This window comes from Paenibacillus endoradicis (assembly GCF_024721975.1).
Genome location: NZ_JANQBB010000001.1, coordinates 1 through 17261, shown reverse-complemented (window position 1 = coordinate 17261; position 17261 = coordinate 1). Strand labels below are relative to the sequence as shown.

Annotated in this window: 12 protein-coding genes and 1 other annotated feature; all 12 genes read right to left on the bottom strand. The window is 39.8% G+C overall.

Annotated features, from left to right (window positions below; translation table 11 throughout):
* Positions 1–3: 3 nt before the first annotated feature.
* The 12 genes from NV377_RS00060 to hemA all read right to left on the bottom strand — a co-directional run bounded on the left by NV377_RS00060 (position 4) and on the right by hemA (position 16891).
* The gene (locus NV377_RS00060) at positions 4–1386 is read right to left on the bottom strand and encodes a bifunctional folylpolyglutamate synthase/dihydrofolate synthase (RefSeq protein WP_258199140.1); all 1383 of its coding nucleotides are present in this window, start codon (positions 1384–1386) and stop codon (positions 4–6) included.
* 22 nt (positions 1387–1408) lie between these two features.
* Entirely contained in the window at positions 1409–4054 is a 2646-nt protein-coding gene (locus NV377_RS00055) for a valine--tRNA ligase (protein ID WP_258199139.1), read from the bottom strand.
* A 117-nt stretch (positions 4055–4171) separates the two neighbouring features.
* Positions 4172–4408 (bottom strand) — a binding site (T-box leader).
* 59 nt (positions 4409–4467) lie between these two features.
* Positions 4468–6210, bottom strand: coding sequence for a methyl-accepting chemotaxis protein (locus tag NV377_RS00050; protein WP_258199138.1), 1743 nt, complete (start codon positions 6208–6210; stop codon positions 4468–4470).
* A 265-nt stretch (positions 6211–6475) separates the two neighbouring features.
* The gene (locus NV377_RS00045) at positions 6476–7831 is read right to left on the bottom strand and encodes a LysM peptidoglycan-binding domain-containing protein (RefSeq protein WP_258199137.1); all 1356 of its coding nucleotides are present in this window, start codon (positions 7829–7831) and stop codon (positions 6476–6478) included.
* An 85-nt stretch (positions 7832–7916) separates the two neighbouring features.
* Positions 7917–8882 (bottom strand): RluA family pseudouridine synthase, encoded by a 966-nt coding sequence (locus tag NV377_RS00040; RefSeq protein WP_258199136.1) that lies wholly within the window; start codon positions 8880–8882, stop codon positions 7917–7919.
* A gap of 247 nt (positions 8883–9129) precedes the next feature.
* Complete coding sequence (gene hemL, locus NV377_RS00035; protein WP_258199135.1) at positions 9130–10428, bottom strand: glutamate-1-semialdehyde 2,1-aminomutase; 1299 nt, start codon at positions 10426–10428, stop codon at positions 9130–9132.
* Between the two features lie 5 nt (positions 10429–10433).
* On the bottom strand, positions 10434–11429 hold the full coding sequence (hemB, locus tag NV377_RS00030; RefSeq protein WP_258199134.1) for a porphobilinogen synthase: 996 nt from the start codon (positions 11427–11429) through the stop codon (positions 10434–10436).
* 14 nt (positions 11430–11443) lie between these two features.
* A complete protein-coding gene (gene cobA, locus NV377_RS00025; RefSeq protein WP_258199133.1) occupies positions 11444–12994 on the bottom strand; it encodes a uroporphyrinogen-III C-methyltransferase in 1551 nt (516 codons plus the stop codon).
* A 4-nt stretch (positions 12995–12998) separates the two neighbouring features.
* The gene (hemC, locus tag NV377_RS00020) at positions 12999–13946 is read right to left on the bottom strand and encodes a hydroxymethylbilane synthase (RefSeq protein ID WP_258199132.1); all 948 of its coding nucleotides are present in this window, start codon (positions 13944–13946) and stop codon (positions 12999–13001) included.
* A gap of 27 nt (positions 13947–13973) precedes the next feature.
* A complete protein-coding gene (locus NV377_RS00015; protein WP_258199131.1) occupies positions 13974–14615 on the bottom strand; it encodes a precorrin-2 dehydrogenase/sirohydrochlorin ferrochelatase family protein in 642 nt (213 codons plus the stop codon).
* A 20-nt stretch (positions 14616–14635) separates the two neighbouring features.
* Positions 14636–15454, bottom strand: coding sequence for a cytochrome C assembly family protein (locus tag NV377_RS00010; RefSeq protein WP_258199130.1), 819 nt, complete (start codon positions 15452–15454; stop codon positions 14636–14638).
* Between the two features lie 63 nt (positions 15455–15517).
* Positions 15518–16891 carry a glutamyl-tRNA reductase gene (gene hemA, locus NV377_RS00005; RefSeq protein ID WP_258199129.1) on the bottom strand — a complete coding sequence of 458 codons (1374 nt, stop codon included), beginning with the start codon at positions 16889–16891 and terminating at the stop codon, positions 15518–15520.
* Between the last annotated feature and the right edge of the window lie 370 nt (positions 16892–17261).

The window sequence follows — 17261 nt, the reverse complement described above, 5'->3', positions numbered from 1 at the left end:
AATTCACCAGCCTTTTTCTGCATCCTTGTTGTGTAGCAAATACGAGCGTACGTCTCCTATCAAATACAATGTACCAGTAACAACCGCAAGATCTGATTCATTCGTTTCTTCAAGTAATAGCCCTATTGCCTGCTTCCAATCTCTCTCCACAATTAAGCGAGGAGGATTAGATAAATTAAGTTCCTTAATAAGATCTTGTACGAGTTTTTCTAATTCATTAGCGTTTTTAGCCATTCGATAATTAGGTTCTGTTAAGATTAAAGTATCCACTAATGGTAATATATGCTTAAACGTGTCATGGTGACTCTTGTTGTCGATCATTCCCATAACAAGATGCAATTTTTCATATTTATAAGTTGTTTGTAATGCAGTTGCTAGTGCCGCAGCACCTTCTGGATTATGTGCACCGTCAATAAGCAAGCGTGGTTGCTGCCCAATCATCTCAAGACGACCTGGCCATGTTGTGGTTTTCATACCTTCAAGTAAATCTTCATCACTTACAATAAGCGCTTGATATTGACGTAAAATTTCAATTGCCATCATAGCAACCGCAGCATTTTGAAGTTGATGTGCCCCACTTAATGTAATGGTCACATCTTCTATGTTACGGAACAGGCCTTCAAAGCGGAATTGTTGTTCAAACTCATCCACATATAATGGCATTTGATCAAATTGTTGTTGATATAAGTACATCGAACTTTTTTTCTCTTTTGCGAATTTAGCAATAACTTCAATTGCTTCGGGTTGCGTTACTCCAACAATAACAGGTACACCAGCTTTAATAATACCTGCTTTCTCAAAGGCAATGGCTTCAATCGTGTCCCCTAATCTGTCCATATGATCATGACCAATATTCGTAATGATCGATAATACTGGCGTAACAACATTAGTAACATCAAGTCTACCACCGAGCCCAGTTTCCCACACTACATAGTCAGGATACGTTACAGTTGCGTAGAATAGAATAGCAATCGTAGTAGTAACTTCAAACACAGTTGGTGAACCCAATTCAGTTGTTGCCATTTCTTCAACTAATGGACGAACCTTATTTGCTAAAAGCAAAAGTGTTTCTTCTTCAATATCTTCACCATTATACTGTAAACGATTCGTAAACTTTGTAATATAAGGTGATGTAAATGTACCTACGTCATATCCACTTTTATGTAATACATGAGTAAGATACGCACATACTGAACCTTTTCCATTCGTACCTGCCACATGAATAAATTTCAAACGACGATGAGGATTACCTAGGCTCTCCAGCATTTGTTCAACACGGTCAAGTCCAGGGCGAATGCCGAATGGAATCAATGAATTGATCCATTCGACTGCCTCCTCATAAGATTGCATAGAGCCTACTAATTGTTGCTTCGTATCTACGCTCATCAGGATACCCCTTCTCTAATAACTAATTTGCACGCAATTCAGCAATACGAGCTACTACCTTATCACGCTTGTCAGCATAATCATTCATTTTGGCACGTTCTTCTTCAATAACCTTTGCAGGTGCTTTAGCTACAAATCCTTCGTTAGAAAGTTTCTTCTCCACACGTTCTACTTCTTTATTCAAATGATCGACTTCTTTTTCAAGACGAGCAATCTCTTGACCAATATCTAGTAGACCAGCTAGCGGCAAGTAAAGTTCTGCACCTGTAATGATAGCAGACATCGCTTTATCAGGAGCCGACATATCAGTAGAAATTTCTAATGCTGATGTACCACAGAAACGTTTAATGAACTCTTCGTTAGAAGTTAAAATACGATACTCAGCATCAGAAGCTGGTTTCACAATCAGTTCAACCTTTTTACTCATCGGCACATTTACTTCTGCTCGAATGTTACGAATCGCACGAATCATCTCCATAAGTAATTCCATTTCTTTCACAGCTTCTGGAGCCTCAAGTTCAGCTTCATACTCAGGCCACGCAGCAAGAGTAATCGTCTCGCCATCATGAGGTAGATGCTGCCAAATCTCTTCAGATATGAATGGCATAAATGGATGGATCAAACGTTGCGTACGATCAAGCACATAAGCAAGTACAGATTGAGTAGCTGCTTTTGCTTCCGGATCTTCACCGTTCAAACTTAATTTCGAGAATTCAATATACCAGTCACAAAGGTCATCCCATATAAAGTTATAAAGAACTCGGCCAGTTTCACCGAACTCATAACTATCGATTAGACGCGTAACATCACGAACAGTTTCGTTCAAGCGGTGTAAAATCCAACGATCCGCAGTTCCTAGATTGCCTTTAATATTAATATCATCATAAGTGAAACCTTCAAGATTCATCAAAGCAAAGCGAGAAGCATTCCAAATTTTATTAGCAAAGTTACGAGCTTGTTCTACCTTCTCATAGCGGAATCGTAAATCTTGTCCAGGCGTACTACCTGTAGAAATCATGAAACGCATAGCATCGGCGCCATACTGTTCGATAACTTCAAGTGGATTAACACCGTTACCAAGTGATTTAGACATTTTTTGACCGTCTTTATCACGTACAAGTCCATGTAGTAGAACATCTTGGAATGGCATTTCGTCTGTAAATTCAAGCGCAGTAAAGATCATACGTGATACCCAGAAGTAAATAATATCGTAGCCAGTTACAAGAACATTTGTTGGATAGTAACGAGCAAGATCATCTGTCTGATCTGGCCAACCTAACGTGGAGAAAGGCCATAACGCTGAACTGAACCATGTATCTAGTACATCATTATCTTGACGAAGATTAGCATCTGTCTGATCTTCAGTCGATACGATAATCTCGCCATTTTCATCATTATAGAACGCTGGAATACGATGTCCCCACCATAACTGACGAGAAATACACCAGTCACGAACATTTTCGATCCAATTCAAATAAATCTTTTCGAAACGATCTGGAACAAAGCGTACGCCCTTGCCAGACTTTTGAGCAGCTATAGCTGCTTCAGCAAGTGGCTTCATAGCTACAAACCACTGTGTAGATAGATAAGGCTCTACAACTGCCCCACTACGTTCGCTATGACCTACTTGGTGTAGATGGTCTTCAATTAATATACAAACGCCTTGCTCTTGTAGATCACTTACTAACTGCTTACGACAATCAAAACGATCCATCCCTTGATACGGACCTGCCTCGTCGTTCATCGTACCAGTTTCATCCATAACAATAATTTGCGGAAGGCTATGACGCTCTCCAACTTCAAAGTCATTCGGATCATGAGCAGGTGTAATTTTTACAGCGCCAGAACCGAAATCTTTCTCTACATACTCGTCAGCAATAATTGGTATTTCACGATTAACAATTGGAAGAACAATCATCTGTCCAATCAAATGTTTATAACGATCATCTTCTGGATGTACAGCTACTGCTGAATCACCTAACATCGTCTCAGGACGAGTTGTTGCAACAGTAATGAATCCTGAACCATCTTTCAATGGGTAACGCAAATGATACAAGTGACCGTTAACTTCTTTATGCTCTACTTCAATATCAGATAGAGCAGTACGAGCTACAGGATCCCAGTTAATAATTTTTTTACCTCGATAGATTAATCCTTTTTCGTATAGACGAACAAACACTTCACGAACAGCTTTATTCAAACCGTCATCAAGTGTAAAACGTTCACGAGAGTAATCTAGTGACAGACCCATTTTTGCCCATTGATCGTGGATAGTCTCAGCATATTGATCTTTCCATTCCCATACTTGCTCAAGGAATTTTTCACGACCAAGATCATGACGAGAAACACCTTGTTCACGCAGTTTTTGTTCTACTTTCGTTTGCGTTGCAATACCTGCATGGTCCGTACCAGGTAACCACAATGCATCGTACCCTTGCATACGCTTCGCACGAATAAGGATATCCTGAAGTGTAAAATCTAGTGCATGACCAATATGCAACATTCCCGTTACGTTCGGGGGTGGAATTACGATTGTATATGGTTCTGCCTCGGGACGTTGACCGGCTTGAAAGTAATTCCCCTTTACCCAGAAGTCATACCATTTCTGTTCCGCTGCCTTCGGATCATAAGTCGTCGGCATCGTTAAATTAGACTGATTATCTGACATTTGTTCATCCTCCTAATACTTTTCGTAAGCTACTCGATTTAACTTCACTGTAAAGAAAAGTTACATCGAAAGCGTGGGCTCTACCAAAATTATGCAACAAAAAAGCCTTTCATCCTACAAAAGGACGAAAGGCTAGCTTCCGTGGTACCACCTTAATTCCACACTACAAAAACGCAGCATGGCTCTCATAACAGATAACGGCTGTGACCGGCCTAACTTACATAATAGCTACGCTATGTTCAGTAAGGCAATTCAGAGGCGACCCATATACCTGTTATCCTGCAGAACCTTTCAGCGAACAGTTCTACTCTCTGAAGGTAACAAAAGTATATTATTCCTCATCAACATTATTACACATATATCAATATAATAACTTAAGATAAGACTGTAGTCAATTTCTTAGATTGATTGAATTATTTGATTTTAAAATAGGACACTGATTCATTTAATGTATCCACGACGGATCTTAACTGTTCCGATGAAGCTGCTATGTTCTGCATCATCGCTAATTGCTCTTCAGTGGCAGCTGCAACCGTTTGAGATCTCATAAGAATTTGTGACGAACTTGCTGCAGAATGTTCCATTGTCGCAGAAATTTCCTCGGAACTTGCCGACATTTGCTCTGTTATCGCCGATGTTTCATGAATTTGAGATACTACATGTGCGACTGACTCCATAATCGTAGCAAAGCTTTGATTAACTTCCTCCATCATCCGCGATCCTTCACTAGCTTCTTGCTTGGTCATATTCATCGATTCAGAAACACTAGTAATCTCAACTCTCGTCTCGTGAATCAACTGATTAATACCTTCAGCTGATTCGAGTGATTGCGAAGCTAACTTACGAATCTCATTAGCAACAACATTAAAGCCTTTTCCATGCTCTCCCGCCCTCGCTGCCTCAATAGAAGCATTCAAGGAAAGCAGATTTGTTTGAGTTGCGAAAGTTGTAATGCTCTCGGCAATATCACCGATTTGATCAGATTTAAGTGTTAAAGACTGTACAGTATCCGATAGCTTTTCAACCGAGGCAATCATATTCACAATTTGATGTTGTAGGTTCATTAGTAACCCATTACCAAGTTCAGCATTATGCGAAGTAAGCGAAGAATGATCCGCCATGACAGTTGAATTCTCAGCTACTCGTTGAATTCCTATCGCCATCTCCTCGATCGCTCGGCTATTCTCTTCACTGGCTCTTGCTTGAACTTCCACGTTCTGGTTCATCTCTTGAATATTCAACGTTACATGCTCAGCTGCTTTTGCAGATTCCCTAGAACTATCTGACAGTTCAACTGAGGCATCTAGAACAAATTGAGTATTGGAAGAGATCGTCCCAATTAACCCTTTAATTTTGACCAACATTACATCTACGGCTTCCGTAATTTTACCAAGCTCATCATTATCATACTTAGTCTGCGGCTCATGACGGAGATCTCCGACTGCAACTTTACTTGTAATATTTATGATTCTTTGAATGGTTTTTATAATTTTTCTAATAACGATTGCACCGCTAATACCCATAATAACAATTACAAAAAGAATACCAGAGTAAATAGATCTAGCGTTATCACTTTTGCTTTGATTAATATTTTCAATACTACTCTTAGCAAAAGTATCCAAAATTTCACCGATTTGATTCAAACTGGTGCGACCCTCTTCAAAAGTAACTAATGTTTGTGTATTATTAATAACCCCTTCACCGACATCACCTGATTTTACAATGTCGCTTGTATCTTTAACCCATTGATCAAAAGAATTATGAAAATTATTCAAATTTTGTTCAATCGTTAAGTTCGTATCCTCATGGGAAGTTTGCAAAAGTTCTTTATTCTTAAAAATCTCTTGAGCTTGTCCAACCCTTTCTTTTGTTTGATCAATATTTTCTGTAAAAACTTTCATCTGTACTGATTCCTCATCAGCACTTAATGCACCAGATGTAAGGAATTGATAAGCTGTCAATGCTTGATACATATCGCGATCAGCATTCAGAATGATTGATGTGGCTTGCCCCGTCGTATCATACAAAGAGGAAGTCAACTCTTTTATATTAGAATTTTGTTGTTCTAATAAATACACACTTGTCCCCGCATACATTACAGTCGGAATTACAAACAACAAAATGAGGCGTGTCCGTATAGATAATCTTTTAGCCAATGAAAATACCCCCGTCTTTATTCTTTTCTCACAACTATATCGGAAATTTGATCTTTGGTTGTTAGAAAACTGTTAAATTTTTGAGAAAAAACGGAAGATATGTCGAAAGATGCTGTGAAGTCTGAGATTTCATCCATTATTATTATTAATGACTATAATAATGGATATTTTAATATTAAAACTAAACAAGCAGTCCAAGCCCCAAAAAAAGCGGCTCGGACTGCTTGGAAAGTGACATTTTCATAGTTGAGATAACTTAACATTTCTATGGTAGATATAATAATTGCCCTTCTGAAATTGCCGTTTCGTGCAAATTATTACGTACTAATAACTCTCGTGGGTTAATGCTGTATCGATTTGCAATTTGTTCTAATGTATCCTCTTTTTGCACAATGCACATACGAATTCGACGGAATTCGTTCTGATCCGGGCGCTTACTTAAGAACAAATGTTGCCATTCAATCTCCTCTTCAACCACATGAGGCTTTGACGCTTCTTCTTGTTGTCGCTCAGTTTCTTGTTGTAAGAGAGTTGCTTGATGAGCTGCTTGTTCACGCAAGCTTGAAGTTAGGATAGAACGAATACCTAACGTTTCATTCTGATTAGAACTGCTATTTAAGGCGATATGAACAGAACGTTCTTGATGAGTTACTTCAGTGACTTCTTCCTCTAACTGACTATCAGAAACTTCTTCAATCTCTTCATCCGCTTGTGCCTCTTCGTACTCTAGCTCTTCTTGTTGCTCTCTTTCTTGCTCTACCGGCGCTTCATTAACAAATTGTCCCCAATGACTTGTTGCAACTTCATGAGCAACATATACGGGTTCCTCTACATAGGCATCTGCTGTATATTGTTGTGCTTCTATTTCTCGAACAAGATCTTCTTCTGTGTATGCATACGCAACTGATTGCTCTTGTTCTTCCTCAAGAGTTTCCACTTGCTCAACATTCTCAACGCTTTCAAAATTTTCGTCAATTTCAACTACTTCGTATTGTTCAGCCCGTAATTCTTCTTGAGTTTGAGCAAAAACTTGCTCTACTGATTGCTCTTCCTGCAAATAACTTGCATAATAGGGTTCGCTCTCAACTGCTTCTTCCTGAATAAACTGTCTCTGCTCATCATCTTCAGCAGACTGCTCACTTAGTTCTTCATCAGTTATCTCTGCATTCCATTCAATAACTTCTTCTTCCGATTCACCGCGTTCATGTGATACGGTAAATATCTCTGATTCCCATTCACTGGCTTCTTCCTCCTGTTCAAGCGTAATCCCACGCAATGAAAGGATACCTGTAATATTTAGAGCTCGAGACGATAACAACACGACATCAAATGTATCGATATCTACAGTAATCTCTTCTAATCTTGACACTCGATTCATCGGTAGCGAGATTTCTACTGGAATCCAGTGCTCTAACGCGACTTGCTCGTCCTCTGCTCCTTGCGCACGATAAATCCCGTTCAACACAAGCTGCCCTTGCAGCACTGCCTGATCGCCTTGTTCTATCACTTGAATGCGTGGAACAAGCTCAATTTCTTCAAGCTCATCAATCGCCGCGACATTGTCTGGCAAATGTACACGTTCATAAATATCAAATCGCAGACCATTATTTACTTCAGACATATCAATGCCTCCCTTCACATAATGAATGCTTGTTTTATTCTAGCTTTCACTATTTATCTATATGGTGAAGGGTGCTTTAGCATGACTATCTTTTTGTTATATGTTGCTTTATTTCTGCATACCAAGATGGCATCGTTGCTTGTACATATATCTTCTCAGATGATAAAGGATGAATGAATGTTAGACTTGCCCCATGCAATGCTTGATGCATAAGCCATTTGGTCTCGCCACCATACAATTTATCACCTACTAATGGATGTCCAAGATGCGTCATATGGACGCGAATTTGATGTGTTCTACCCGTTTCTAGTCTCAACGCAACCTCAGTATAATGTTCGTATTTAGCGATTACATTATAGTGCGTTATAGCTGAATCTCCACTAGATGTTACAACTCTCCGTTTAGGCTCACGTCTATCTTTTCCAATCGGTGCGTTAACTGTTCCTTTTTCGAGCGTTAATACACCTTGGACAATCGCGATATATTGTCTATCAATTTCTTTATTGCGCATTTGCTCATCGAGTTTCAGTTGAGCGAGTTGATGTTTCGCATATAGAACCGGACCCGATGTCTCATCATCCAATCGATGGATATGTCTAACGAGTATTGGATCTTGCTTGTGAAGCATATGTGCCGCTACAGCAACATCAAGTGTGTTCAACTGACCTTTACTTGAACCATGTACTGGCATACCAGCACTTTTATAGACGACTAAGCAATGATCATCCTCGTATAGCATTTGAACTGTTTCATGACCTGATCTCAACCATTGCCCAGCACTTCGATACACATCGTCACGAGCAATATCAACTTCATTGTATGCTAACAAATGTAACTGTTCGCCATTCCACTTAATCCCACCAACCGAAAATATCTGATTCAGCCATTTAACTGGGAAAAAGGAATGGGCTAGTAGCCACTGCCGCACTTCATGCGGATGACTACCAGCCCTTGGCTGTGTATGTGCTTGCTCGTCATCTAACACCTCACCTAACCGTTTCCAGTCCAATACGAGATCCAAGCCTTGACGAGTTATAAGCTGATGAAACACAGCATTCACCTCTTTTCCAATAGAAGTTCAAAACAGTTGCTTGTCAGCATCAAGAAGATGCCATGAAGCTAGTGACACGAGGAGTGGAGTGTCGTAATTGGTACACGAGCACCTACAATGTTTCTGCAAGAAACATACTTCGAAAGCTTATGCCACAGCTAGCGATGAATGGCATCTTCGACGTCGAATTACCTTCGATCGAAGGTATAGCATCGTGATCACAAGTGACTGTTTTGAACTACCACTTTTATTTATTTACTAAAGTAGATAGCGCAATATCATGTGCGGCTATAGTATTAGCGATGTCCTCATCTGTATGTACAATAGATAAGAATAATCCTTCGAATTGAGAAGGAGGAACACTTATACCTTGATTCAGCATCTCTGCGAAATAAGCTTTGAAATGATCAAGATTTGCCGACTTAGCTGTCTCGAAGTTAATAACGGACTCATTTGTAAAGAACGGACACACCATAGAACCAATGCGATTAACCGTTAGTGGAATACCATACTTAGCAGCATTGGCTTCGAACCCTGCCTGCAATGTTGCAGCTTTAACTTCTAGTTGCTCATAGGCTTCTTTGGTCATTAATTTCAATGTGGCGTAACCAGCTGCCATCGCAAGTGGATTGCCTGATAATGTACCAGCTTGATAGATCGGTCCACTTGGTGCAATTTGCTCCATAATGTCACGACGACCACCATATGCTCCAACTGGCAAGCCACCACCAATAACTTTACCGAAACAAGTTAAGTCTGGAGTAATTCCAAAACGTCCCTGTGCACAGTGATAGTCCACACGGAAACCAGTCATAACTTCATCGAAAATAAGTAAGCTACCATATTGTGATGTTAACTCACGCAATCCTTCCAGAAATCCTGGTTGTGGAGGTACGACACCCATATTTCCTGCGATAGGTTCAACGATCACGCAAGCAAGTTCTTCTCCATAACGAGAGAACGCAAGTTTCACACCTTCAAGATCATTGTAAGGAACTGTAATCGTATTAACTGCTACTTGTTCAGGTACTCCCGGTGAGTCAGGTAGACCTAACGTTGCAACACCCGAGCCAGCTTTAATTAGCAAACTATCAGCATGCCCATGATATGAACCTTCGAATTTCAATATCTTCGTTCGGTTCGTATAACCACGAGCTAGTCGAATAGCACTCATTGTTGCTTCAGTGCCAGAGTTAACCATGCGTACTATATCAACAGAAGGTACGCGTTCACATACTAATTCAGCCATCAACGTCTCGATTTCAGTAGGCGCACCAAAACTCGTCCCATTTGCTGCTGTCGAAGTAATAGCTTCAATAACTTCTGGATGAGCATGACCAGCAATAAGCGGTCCCCAAGAAAGTATGTAGTCAATATAGTTATTTCCGTCTATATCATATATGCGACTACCTGCACCACGCTCAACATATACAGGTGTGAGACCTACTGATTTATAAGCACGAACAGGACTATTCACTCCACCAGGAATGACTTTTTTCGCACGTTCAAAGGCTAGTTTTGATAATGTATCTATTCTCTGAGCCATTTCTTCTAATCCTCCTTCAACCACTTCGCTACGTCTTTGGCATGATAAGTAATAATAATTGATGCTCCCGCACGCTTCATACTTAGCAGTGTCTCTAATACAATCGCTTTCTCATCAACCCAACCATTACTAGAAGCTGCTTTTACCATAGAATATTCAGCACTTACGTTATAAGCAACAATTGGTAGATCGAATTGATCCTTTAATGTTCGAACAATATCAAGATAAGCTAGCGCTGGTTTCACCATTAGGAAATCAGCACCTTCTGCTACATCACTATCTGCTTCTCTTAATGCTTCCAATGCGTTAGCAGGGTCCATCTGATATGTTTTGCGATCGCCAAATTGTGGTGCTGAATGAGCTGCATCTCGGAACGGCCCATAGAATGCTGAAGCATATTTTACGGAGTAGGACATTATCGCAATATCTTCGTAACCCGCTTCATCAAGACCTTGACGAATAGCAGCAACAAAACCATCCATCATATTAGAAGGAGCAATGATATCAGCTCCAGCTTTCGCTTGTGATATCGCAGTTTTTACTAACAATTGAAGTGATTGATCATTGTCTATCGTAGCTATTTGCGTCTCTTGATCAAGATGAACGACACCACAGTGACCATGATCAGTGAATTGGCAGAGACATGTATCCGCAACAACAACAAGCTCGGGCGCCCAGATCTTAATAGCTTTAATCGCTTGTTGAACAATTTCGTCGTCATCATAAGCAGAACTACCAACAGCATCCTTATAATTAGGAACGCCAAACACTAGCACAGATTTGATTCCTAGTGCCATAACTTCCTCAATCTCTACTTTCAATTGATCCATCGATAGATGATAAACACTTGGCATAGATGGAATTTCTTCGCGAACATTGTGACCATGTGTTACAAAAATTGGATAAATAAGATCTTCAATATGCAATCTATTTTCTCGTACCATACTACGTAATGCAGTAGAACGACGTAATCTACGATTTCTTGTTATTGGAAATGTCATCTTAATCGCCTCCATTATTGTTGCGCTAATGTTCCACGATACTGTATAAGTGCTGCAGTTAACGATTCAATCGTCGCTTCCTCTGCTTCTATTGTAACTTCAAGACCACATTCACGAATGGTATTTGATGTAATAGGCCCTATACTTGCAAGTGGATATTGTTTAAGCAAAGCAATAGGATCTTCAATTCCACCTTGCTCTAACACTTTTATCAAGTTTTTCACAGTGGACGAACTTGTGAACGTAATAACATGAATATGCTTTTCTCTCAACCAGTCAAATACAATAGGTTCTTGTTGCACCGCCACTGTTGTCTCATATACAGTAATCTCATCAGCAATAATACCTTTTGCTCGTAACTGCACTGGTAGAACGGAGCGTGCAAGATCTCCTCTTGGAAGTAACATTTCTTGTCCCTCAGTAGCGAATTGTTCTAATGTTTCCACTAATCCTTCCGCATCGTAACGCGTAGCTTGATGATCAACAATCAAACCGCGTTCATTCAGCGCATCGCTAGTCTTAGGTCCGACAGCTGCTATCTTTGCACCACTGAAACGCCTGATATCAACTTTATATTGTTTCAACCAATCGAAGAAATAATTAACACCGTTTTCACTTGTAAATACAAGCCAATCATATCGTTCTGCTTGCAATAAGTGCTGTTCAATAGCTTTGACTTGTTCGGGTTGTGAGCTTTTCTTCACTTGAATAACAGGGAATTCGCAAGGTTCACCACCAAGATCCTCAATAAGTGAAGCAAATTCGCTCGCTTGAGACCTTGCACGTGTAACAAGTATGCGCATACCGAATAACGGCATCTGCTCATACCATTGCAATTGCTCACGTTGCTTAACAACATCACCTACTATGATGATAGCTGGTGATTTGAAGCCTGCGGTAACTACTTGCTCAGCAATAGTACCTAGAGTGCCTACAATAGTCTCTTGTTCAGGTGTTGTTCCCCAACGTACTAATGCGACTGGTGTATCAGAACTACGACCATGTTTCATCAATTGACTAGCAATATAATCAATTTTGGCTACGCCCATAAGGAATAATAACGTTCCAGTAGCATTCGTAACTTTATCCCAATAAATTGAAACATCTAGTTTATCAGGACTTTCATGCCCTGTAATAATCGATAAGGATGATGCATGATCTCGATGTGTAACTGGAATACCTGCATAAGCAGGAACTGAGATGGCTGATGTAATGCCAGGAATAATTTCAAAAGGAATATTATGCTGACGAAGCAATCCTGCTTCTTCTCCAACACGACCGAAAATGGTAGGATCTCCACCTTTTAATCTCGTTACAGTATGCCCTTCGAGTGCAAGATCAACTAATAATTGATTAATATCTTCTTGCTTCATCGTATGTCGATCTGGTAACTTACCTACATACACTCGCTTCACATGATCTGGTGCATATCTAAGTAATCTCGGACTTGCTAAACGATCATACACAATTGCTGTACATTCTTGAATACATTGCATACCACGGACGGTTATGAGTCTTGGGTCTCCCGGCCCAGCTCCGACCAAATATACTTTCCCCTTATTCATCGAATTAAACCTCAATTTCCGCTAAAATTTCACGTGCACCACCGTCTAACAACAACTGGGCTACATCTGCGCCCAACTGGATAGCATCCGTACCACGACGAATTTCTTTCAACAATATTTCACCATCTGGAGAACCAACAATACCTGTTAATTCAAGAACTATTCCTTCTTCTGAACGCTCAACTATGGTTGCATGTGCACCTAAAGGTACTTGGCAACCTCCTTCAAGTGTTCCTAGAAAACTCCGTTCTGCTGCAACAGCTAGTGCAGAATCTGCATCATTCAATATTTGTAATAACTTTACAACTTCATCATCTTGCTGACGACATTGTACACCTAATGCCCCTTGACCTACGGCCGGAACACATACTTCAAGCGGAAGCAACGTTGAAATTTTCTCCTGCCAGCCCATTCTTGTTAACCCTGCAGCTGCAAGTACAATCGCGTCGAAGTTTTCCGTTTCTAATTTACGAATACGTGAATCAATATTACCTCGAATCCATTGCAAATCAAGATCTGGTCTTACATGCTTCAACTGACTGCTACGACGTAAACTGCTGGTACCAACTTTGGCACCTTGCGGTAAGTCAGCAAATGTATCTCCGCTGCGCATAACTAGGCAATCTTGTGGTGACAAGCGCTTAGGTACAGCTCCATTAATCAGACCATCTGGCAGCTCATAGGGCATATCTTTCATACTATGTATAGCCATATCGATCACACCATCAAGAAGTGCTTGTTCAATTTCTTTTACAAACAATCCTTTACCGCCAACTTTGGATAACGTGACGTCAAGTATTTGATCGCCTTTTGTAATAATCTTATGTATTTCAAACGTATAAGGTAATCCGTGTTGCTCACAGATTTCTTCGAGTTGCTTAATCACTTGTCCTGATTGCGTTAATGCCAACTGACTCTGACGTGTACCGACCTTAATGACTCTATCTTCCATCGCTAATTCCTCACCTTCATTATGCACTTACGTCGTATATCGTTGTCGTAGATTTTTATACCACATCTCATAATCTGCTGATGAAACTTGAAATACTTCTTGTAACGCCTGCTCAGTTATTCGTGCACTGATCGTTAACTCGATACCATCTCGCCCCAGATCCGATCTAAGGCGTGACATTAATTGTAAGGCGTCAGCATAAGGTTTTGTGAATTGCTCCTCTAGTTGACGCTTCAAATGTTTTGTTAATGAAGGACTGCTTCCTGATGTTGAAATAGCTAAGGTAAGTTGACCTTCTCGAATTGTTGCTGGGGTTATAAAGTTTCCTTGCTCGCCATTACTGACATTACATACTAGTATACCCTTATTCAATGCGTCTTCAGTAATAGTGTCATTCAGTTCTACCCTATCGGTAGCTGCAAAGACAATAGTGAAATGCTGCATCAGTGTTTCTTCATAGGTAGACTGAATCCATGTTAACGATTTATTCAGCTTTATTAATTCTTGCAATGACCTACTAATATCAGGTGCAACAATCGTAATTGAGGTCGCATTTCCTGCAAGTAATCCAGCGACTTTACGTGTAGCAATAACGCCACCACCAACGATAAGACATTTGTGAAAGAGCAAATTCACCATCATTGGATAGTACAGAGAGTTTTGTTCCATTTTCGCCACCTCCTGTACATTTAGTGGAATGCCGATAATTCAGTCGAAAACATATTAATAAGTTGGAATGCGTACGCTAGCAAATATAATTGAGCGATCTTCTGTCCTGATCGTTCATTCACCGAACGCTGATAAATAAAGTAACCATATATACCGAGCGCACAAAGTGAAGTTACTATCTGAATATCTAACAGTAAGTATGCTCTGCCTTCTACTACTAGTGAAATCGTAGCAATTGCCAATGACATAATTAACAGTGGAACTCCGATAACAACCATTCTTTCAATCGAGCGATCCATAACTTCTAGACTTGGGAATCTACGTAACCATTTTGTCCATTTCTTTCGTTTCAAACTATGATGTACTACGAGATACATCATCGATAACAATGCGCCGATGGTCAAAACAGCATACGCACTAATTACAAGGCTAATATGTACATAAAGAAGTTCGCGTGTAGCTTGCCATAACTCAAGTGATCGTCCTTCTTTCGGCGAACTATACATATTGAGGGCAAACACAGAAAATCCTATAACATTGACAAAAAAGACAATCAAGTCGATTTTATAATACCTACCAATAATAAATGATGCTGTAATTAATATCCATGAGAATAATTGCAATATATCAAAGGTAGTAAATTGAAACACCGGCATGCGTAATTCTGTTAGTAATCGAAAGATTAGAAACGCGCCTGAAATTAACCATACAAAAACAAGTAGCCCTGTGCCTAGTTGCTTCGCTTTCCGATTCTCAGAAACAAAATCAGAAAAATAAAACAACAGACTCAGGGCGTAGATATATACAAAAATATCATATATCCATAAATTCATATTCATCACTGCACCACCCTGTGTTCTACTTCTTTGTTTTCTTCGAAACGATAGGGCATTAAACCGATATTAAGAGCGTACAAGCGCAGCAAGTTTTTTAGCAGAACGGACAAACTGTGATCGATCTTGTACAGCCGGCTCTTGTACCTTCTTCTCTGCTTTTTCTATCTCGTGTAATTGCTCTTTCAAATCAAATAACTGTACGAATATATCCATAGCTTCATCCGCTTTTTTAGTTCCAGCCAATTCTTTCACACGGAGTACTGGATCTTGAATCATCTGATTGACCATACTCTTCGTTAACTTACGAATGACTTTCAACTCTTGTTCAGACAGATTAGGTAACTTATTAGACAAGCTTACCATAGTTTCTTCATGCACATTGGCAGCTTTTGTTTGTAAACCACGAATAAGTGGAACAACACCTAATGTTTTGTACCAGCTATCGAACAAGGCAATCTCTTCTTTAATCATAACATTAATCTTCGTCGCTTCTTGCTTGCGTTGAGCTAGATTGCTTTCTACAATACCATGTAAATCATCTATATCGTATAGAAAAACATTATCGATCGTTGCGATTTTCGGATCAAAATCTCTTGGCACAGCGATATCAATCATAAATAGTGGCTTCGAACGACGTTTAGCCATAATAGCTTGTACATCTTCAAACGTAAGTACATAATGGTTAGCGGCAGTAGAACTGATCATAATATCCACATGTTGCATTTGCTCATTGGCTTGTTCAAAGTTATAGGCGATACCATCGAATTGTGCAGCAACTTGCTTTGCTTTCTCTAAAGTGCGATTAACGACATTAATTTGAGATGCACCATTGGCATGCAAATGTTTTGCGGTTAACTCCCCGGTTTCACCTGCTCCAAAAACCATCACGCGCTTATTAGAGAAATTACCAAAAATATGTTTTCCTAGTTCTACCGCAGCATAACTAACGGATACAGCTAGATCACCAATTCTCGTCTCAGAATGAGCACGTTTTGCTAGCGTTATTGCCTGCTTGAACAGCATATTAAATACAGTACCTGTTGTTTTCAATTGCTGTGATTCAAGAAAAGCTTGCTTCACTTGTCCAAGTATTTGTGTTTCACCAATAATCATCGAATCAAGACCACTTGAAACTTTGAATAAATGCTCAATCGCTTCATGATCCTCATACATATATAAACTGTTTGTAAACTGCTCACGCGGCAGTCCGAACCATTGTTCCATAAATAATCTTACATAATGACCACAAATTTGTGCACGATCAACGATTGCATAAATCTCAGTACGATTGCAAGTTGCGACGATCACACATTCCATAATACTCGTTGTACTTTTCAGCTTTATAAGTGCTTCTGTTAGTTGTTCTTCAGCCAATGCGAAGCGTTCTCTAACTTCGACAGGAGCAGTACGATAGTTTAAGCCAACAACAATAATATGCATGGTGATCCCCTTTCCGAAGTGTATAACCAGTAATTTATAATAATTATATCATAATACTATTTCGCAATAATCTCTATATTTGACTATTATTCGAATTATAAGGAAGTATTATACCTTTTCTTCTCAATAGAGGTTAATTAAGCGCAAATCCCCCTGAACTACCCACATACATGGTTCAGTGAACATTCAAACAGAAGTTCACTAGGACCTTACTCACGAAGACGAGTCTTTGAACATTCATGAAGAAGGTTCAATAGGAGTCGATCTTCCTCGAGCCCGAGCACGCGAGTCTGTGGACTTTCAAGCAGAAAGTTCACTAGGACCTTACTCACGAAGACGAATCTTTGAACATTCATGAAGAAGGTTCAAT